The following is a 5,381-nucleotide window of genomic DNA, read 5'->3' as shown; positions in this document are numbered from 1 at the left end:
GGCTCCGCCCCCTGGACCCCCGACCTCCGCCCACCCACCACCCGACTCGGTCGGTCGAGAAGTGGGGGATGGGTGGGGTCGGCTCGGTCGGTCGTGAAGCGGGTGGGGCTGAGGCCTGGCTCGGTCGGTCGTGAAGCGGGTGGGGCTGAGGCCTGGCTCGGTCGGTCGTGAAGCGGGTGGGCTGAGGCCTGGCTCGGTCGGTTGGGGTGCCGGGGCGGTGGGGTCGGCTCGGTCGGTTGGGGTGCCGGGGCGGTGGGGTCGGCTCGGTCGGTTGTGGAGTGCCTGGGGCCGGAGGGCGGGTTCAGGAGGGTGGGAGGTCGCGGGTGGCTGCCTTGCGGAAGGTGCGGGGCGGGCGGCCGGTGAGCCGGCGGACGGTTTCGGTTACGCGGTCCTCCGCGCCGTCGGCGATGGCGCGATCCATGGCGGCCAGCATGGCGGCGAACTCCGCCGGAACACCGGCCGTGCGGACCAGGTGCTCGCGCATCTGGTCGCAGGTCAGCCGGCGGTGGACCACGGTTTGGCCGGTGACCTCGGAGTAGATCCTGGCGACGTCGTCGTAGGAGAGCGCCTCGGGGCCGGTCAGGACGAGATCGGTGCAGGGTGCCGGGTCGCCGGTGAGGGCCGTGACGGCCACGGCGGCGATGTCCTCGGCATCCACGAAGCCGACGCGGCCGTCTCCCGTTGCCGTCCCGACGACGCCGTGCTCGCGCAGGGCGACCGCGTGGGCGTGGGCGCCGGTGAAGTTCTGCATGAACCACGAGGGCCTGAGGACCGCCCACTCCTCGAAGAGGCCGGGCAGCGCCTGGTGCACCGCTCCCACGGCCGGGCCGCCCGCCGGAACGGCCGAGGAACTCAGCAGCACCGTACGGCGCACTCCGGCGGCGCGGGCCTGCTCCAGGAAGGGCAGCATGACGGTGGCCGGGTCCGGGTCGCCGACGGGCGGGACGAGGTAGACGCGGTCCGCTCCGGTGAGGGCGTCGGCGAAGGTTCCGGGGTCGTACCAGTCGAAACGGACCGCCCGAGCGCCCGGTACCGGGGTGGCACGCCGGGAGGCGGCCGTCACCGGGTGCCCGGCGGCGAGCAGGCGGGCGGCGGTGCGGCTGCCGGTGGTGCCGGTGGCGCCGATGACGAGTGTGGTGCCTGCGGGCTTCATCGGCCCTCCCCGCGGAAGTCGGCGGCGGACTCCAGCACGGCGAGCGGGTTCCAGTAGTCGCGGTAGGCGGTGATGCGGCCGTGGCGGACGCTCACGACGGCGATGTACGTCATGTCGAAGGGGCTGTCGCTCTGCACCAGCCGGCCCACGCCTCGCATCTCGACCACGATGGTCCGGGGGTCCGTGGTCTCGTGTATGCGCAGGTCGGGAAAGTCGTGCAGGTCGATGTGGTCCGGGTAGTCGCGCATGTAGGCGGCGACGGCCCGCCTGCCCTCCAGCCGCCGGAGCCAGCCGTCGGGCGCGAAGGGGAACTCCATGACGCCGTCGTCGGCCCACAGGCCGACCCAGCCGTCGATGTCCTTGTCCAGGAGCAGGCGCAGGCTTCGGCGGTACAGCTCGGCCGGTGAGGTGGGGGCAGCGGGGGCGGTGGGGGTGGTGTTCGCGGGCATGGGTTTCTCCGTCCCGTACGATGGCATGATGCGGACCCGCGGTCCGCTTCAATGAAAAATACGGACCCGGAGTCCGGATTGCAATCGGAGCAGCCGCATGATCGGAGCAGCCGCATGATCGGAACCGCCGTATGAACGAGAGCGCCGTATGAACGAGAGCGCCGCGCGCAAGCCGCGCAAGGACGCAGTCCGCAACCGTGCCGCCCTGCTCTCGGCCGCCGAGGGACTCTTCGCCCGCTGCGAGCACCCCGAGGACGTCACCATGGCCGACGTCGCGGCGGCCGCCGGGGTGGGCAAGGGCACGCTGTTCCGTGCGTTCGGGGACCGTACGGGGCTGATCCATGCGGTGTACGCGGCGAGGCTGGAGCCGATCGAGCAGGCCGTGGCCGGGGGGCCGGCGCCGCTCGGGCCGGGGGCGCCGCCGCTGGAGCGGGTGCCTGCTCTGCTGGACGCGCTGCTGACCTTCAAGATCGACAACCGGCACCTGGCGCTGGCCCTGGAGTCGGCCGGGAGTGACAGTCCGTACCAGGCGGACCACTACGACCGGTGGCATGGGCTGCTGCGCGGGGTTCTGGAGCAGCTGCCCGGGCTGGACGACGGTGATTTTGCTGCGCATGCGCTGCTGGCTGCTGTGCGTGCGGATCTTGTCGAGCATCTGGCGGGGGCGCGGGGAGTGGGCAGGGAGGAACTGCGGGCGCGGCTGGCCGGGTTCGCCGGGCGGGTTCTGGGAGTACCTGCCGCGCCTGCCGCGTGACGTCCAGGGGGCGGAGCCCCCTGGACGCGTGCTGCAGCGTGCTCGGCCTGTTATGCCGCCGTGCCTCCCGCGTAGTCGCCCGCGAAGGTCGTCTCGATCGTTGTCGCCACCGGCTGGGCCACGCCCGTGCCCGTGAGGATGAGGCCCAACTCCCTGTTGTTGCTCAGGGAGTTGCTGCTGATGTTCATGGAGCCCGCCTCCACCTCCTGGGTGGACAGGCCGTAGTCGGCGACCATCGCCTTGGCGTGGATGTAGAAGCCGTTGGGGTCGGAGTAGCCGACGACCTTGCCGCCTGCCGCCTTGATGGACGACACCTGGCTGGAGTAGCTCGACGGGTTCTCCAGGACCACCCGCACCGCCACGCCCGCCTTCGCACGGGCCACGATCGCGTTGACCACGGTGCTGTCGCTCAGCTCCAGTTCCTCGACGTCGAGGGTCTTGGTGGCGGCGTCGACGACGGACACCAGACGGTTGCGGGAGTCGGTCGGGGACCACAGGAGGTGGTCGCCGTCGGTGGGGGTGACGGACGTACCGGCGTAGTCCGCGCCGAAGACCTTCTCTATGGAGGCGACGTCCCGGGTGTCGTCGTCGAAGACGCCGTAGTCGCGGCTGGTCGTGTAGTACTGGGCGGTGAGGTTCCCGGTCAGGATCAGGGACTTGGTGCCGTCGACCGTGATCGTCTTCTGGTGGGTGTAGACGAAGGCGGAGGGGGACCACACCACGCCCACGCCCGCGTTCGTCAGTGCCGTGTACGCCGAGTTGTTCGCGGTCTTGTGCTGGCGGTCCAGTACGACCCGGACCGTGACGCCCTTGTTCTTGAGGGCTATGAGGTCGTTGACGGCCGTCGTGTCCTCCAGCTCGTACATGGTCATGTCGAGTGTGCTGGTGGCCGAGTTGACGAAGTCGTAGATGGTGGGCTGGCTGCCGCTCTGGGAGAAGGCGAACGCGGAGTAGCTCGCGGCGTTCGCGGGGACCGCGGTGGCGACGACGGCGGCACCGGCCGCCAGGGCGACGCCCGCCCGGCCGAGGGTCTTCCACAGCATGCGTGACTCCTGGGGGGAGAAGGGCGAACTCACGTGGGGGAGTGGCGGGTGCATGACACCACGCGCGTAGAACGCGGGGGAGACATGCGCATCGAGGGACAGCCAGGAGCTCGCAAAGACTTCGTATGAGGGTCCGCTATGCCCTTCTCGGGCCGACAGGCCGTCGGCAAAGGCGCGCGCCCGGCGGGCGTAGCGTAGAAGACATGACGAAGTACGGATCCTTCCCCGGTACGCGTCCCCGGCGGCTGCGCACCTCGCCCGTCATGCGGCGGATGGTCGCCGAGACGCGGCTGCACCCCGCCGACTTCATCCTTCCGGCGTTCGTCCGGGAGGGCGTCAGCGAGCCCGTGCCGATCGCGGCCATGCCCGGTGTCGTCCAGCACACCCGCGACAGCCTGAAGAAGGCCGCGCTGGAGGCGGTGGAGGCCGGGATCTCCGGGATCATGCTCTTCGGCGTGCCGGAGGAGAGCAAGAAGGACGCCCTCGGGACGCCGGGGACGGACCCGGACGGGATCCTGCAGGTCGCGATCCGGGACGTGCGCGCCGAGGTCGGCGACGACCTGCTCGTCATGTCCGACCTCTGTCTCGACGAGACCACCGACCACGGGCACTGCGGAGTGCTGGACGCCGAGGGGCGGGTCGACAACGACGCCACCCTGGAGCGGTACGCCGAGATGGCCCAGGTGCAGGCCGATGCGGGGGCCCATGTGGTGGGGCCCAGCGGGATGATGGACGGCCAGATCGGCGTCGTCCGCGACGCGCTGGACCAGATCGGCCGCGAGGACGTCGCCATCCTCGCCTACACCGCGAAGTACTCCTCCGCCTTCTACGGCCCCTTCCGCGAGGCCGTGGCCTCCTCCCTCCAGGGTGACCGGAAGACCTACCAGCAGGATCCGGCCAACTGGCGTGAGTCCCTGCGGGAGCTGGAGCTGGACCTGGCCGAGGGCGCCGACATGGTGATGGTCAAGCCGGCCGGACCGTACCTCGACATCCTGGCCAGGGTCGCCGACAGCGTGGACGTGCCGGTGGCCGCCTACCAGATCTCCGGTGAGTACTCGATGATCGAGGCCGCCGCCGAGAAGGGCTGGGTCGACCGCGACCGGGCCATCTTCGAGACGCTGACCGGCATCAAGCGGGCCGGCGCGCGGAGCATCCTCACGTACTGGGCGACCGAGGCGGCGCGGAAGCTGCGCTGAGCCGGGCAACGGAACGGGATAGCTCCGGCGTCGAATCGGCCACCGACCGGCATCGGTACGCCTTCGGTTCGGCAACGGAAGCAACTCGAAACCGTGACCTTGCGTTGCCCACCTGGCGTATTCCCCGCGAACAGCCCCGGATCCGCGGAAGATCTGTCCGGAAATCGGCCAACCCATGCGGTGTGTGAGCTGAATTGACGAGTTCTCGTCAGTGTCCTTACCTTCTGCGCCTGGCCTGATCCGTTCCGGATGGTCCGAACGTCGATCCCTGGGGGACACACAATGAGCTGGTTCATCGAGGCGCTGAAGAAGTACGCGGTGTTCAGCGGGCGCGCGCGCCGCAAGGAATACTGGATGTTCGCGCTGTTCTCCGGGATCATCTACGCGGTTCTGGCCATCGTCGCCGTCGTGTCCAAGACCCCGGCGCTCCTCGCCCTCCCGGGCATCTTCTACATCGGGATCCTGCTGCCCAGCCTGGCCGTCGGCGTCCGTCGCCTGCACGACACGGGCCGCTCCGGCTGGTGGCTGCTGTTCGCGCTCGTCCCGCTGGCCGGCCCCATCACGCTGCTGGTCTTCACCTGCACGGACAGCCAGGCGGGCGCCAACCAGTACGGCCCGAACCCCAAGGAGGCCCCGGCGTTCGCGTAGTGCCGCGCTGGAGCACCTGCTGTACCGAGGCCGCCCGGGCCGTTGTGACGATGGTGTCGGCGCTGACCGGTGGTGTGGTGAGCGATGAGGTGACTGATCCGGCGTACTGGGTGAGGCATGTCCGTGAGGCCGTGCGAA

Annotated in this window: 6 protein-coding genes; 3 read left to right on the top strand and 3 right to left on the bottom strand. The window is 70.3% G+C overall.

The annotated features are described in order from the left end of the window. Positions 1–301: 301 nt before the first annotated feature. Complete coding sequence (locus tag AB0H32_RS46590) at positions 302–1,153, bottom strand: NAD(P)H-binding protein (protein WP_361135272.1); 852 nt, start codon at positions 1,151–1,153, stop codon at positions 302–304. Beyond that, the gene (locus AB0H32_RS46585; protein ID WP_361135270.1) at positions 1,150–1,602 is read right to left on the bottom strand and encodes a nuclear transport factor 2 family protein; all 453 of its coding nucleotides are present in this window, start codon (positions 1,600–1,602) and stop codon (positions 1,150–1,152) included. Before AB0H32_RS46585 ends, AB0H32_RS46590 begins: the two co-directional genes overlap by 4 nt. Before the next feature lie 148 nt (positions 1,603–1,750). Here AB0H32_RS46585 and AB0H32_RS46580 point away from each other — a divergent pair, with 148 nt between their 5' ends. Beyond that, positions 1,751–2,356 carry a TetR family transcriptional regulator gene (locus AB0H32_RS46580; protein ID WP_361135267.1) on the top strand — a complete coding sequence of 202 codons (606 nt, stop codon included), beginning with the start codon at positions 1,751–1,753 and terminating at the stop codon, positions 2,354–2,356. A gap of 50 nt (positions 2,357–2,406) precedes the next feature. On the opposite strand, the gene AB0H32_RS46575 is transcribed toward AB0H32_RS46580, so the two are convergent. After that, positions 2,407–3,399 carry a phospholipase D-like domain-containing protein gene (locus AB0H32_RS46575; protein WP_361135264.1) on the bottom strand — a complete coding sequence of 331 codons (993 nt, stop codon included), beginning with the start codon at positions 3,397–3,399 and terminating at the stop codon, positions 2,407–2,409. Between the two features lie 203 nt (positions 3,400–3,602). On the opposite strand from AB0H32_RS46575, the gene hemB reads away from it, so the two are divergent. Together hemB and AB0H32_RS46565 are read left to right on the top strand one after the other, a co-directional pair. Next, entirely contained in the window at positions 3,603–4,595 is a 993-nt protein-coding gene (hemB, locus tag AB0H32_RS46570; RefSeq protein ID WP_361135261.1) for a porphobilinogen synthase, read from the top strand. A 282-nt stretch (positions 4,596–4,877) separates the two neighbouring features. Next, a complete protein-coding gene (locus tag AB0H32_RS46565) occupies positions 4,878–5,243 on the top strand; it encodes a DUF805 domain-containing protein (protein WP_361135258.1) in 366 nt (121 codons plus the stop codon). The last annotated feature ends 138 nt before the right edge of the window (positions 5,244–5,381 follow it).

Origin of the sequence: Streptomyces sp. NPDC020362, from assembly GCF_040642095.1 — a bacterium.
Lineage (GTDB): Bacteria > Actinomycetota > Actinomycetes > Streptomycetales > Streptomycetaceae > Streptomyces.
Note: the sequence above shows the minus strand (reverse complement) of the source record. Positions and strands in the feature narration are given on the sequence as shown.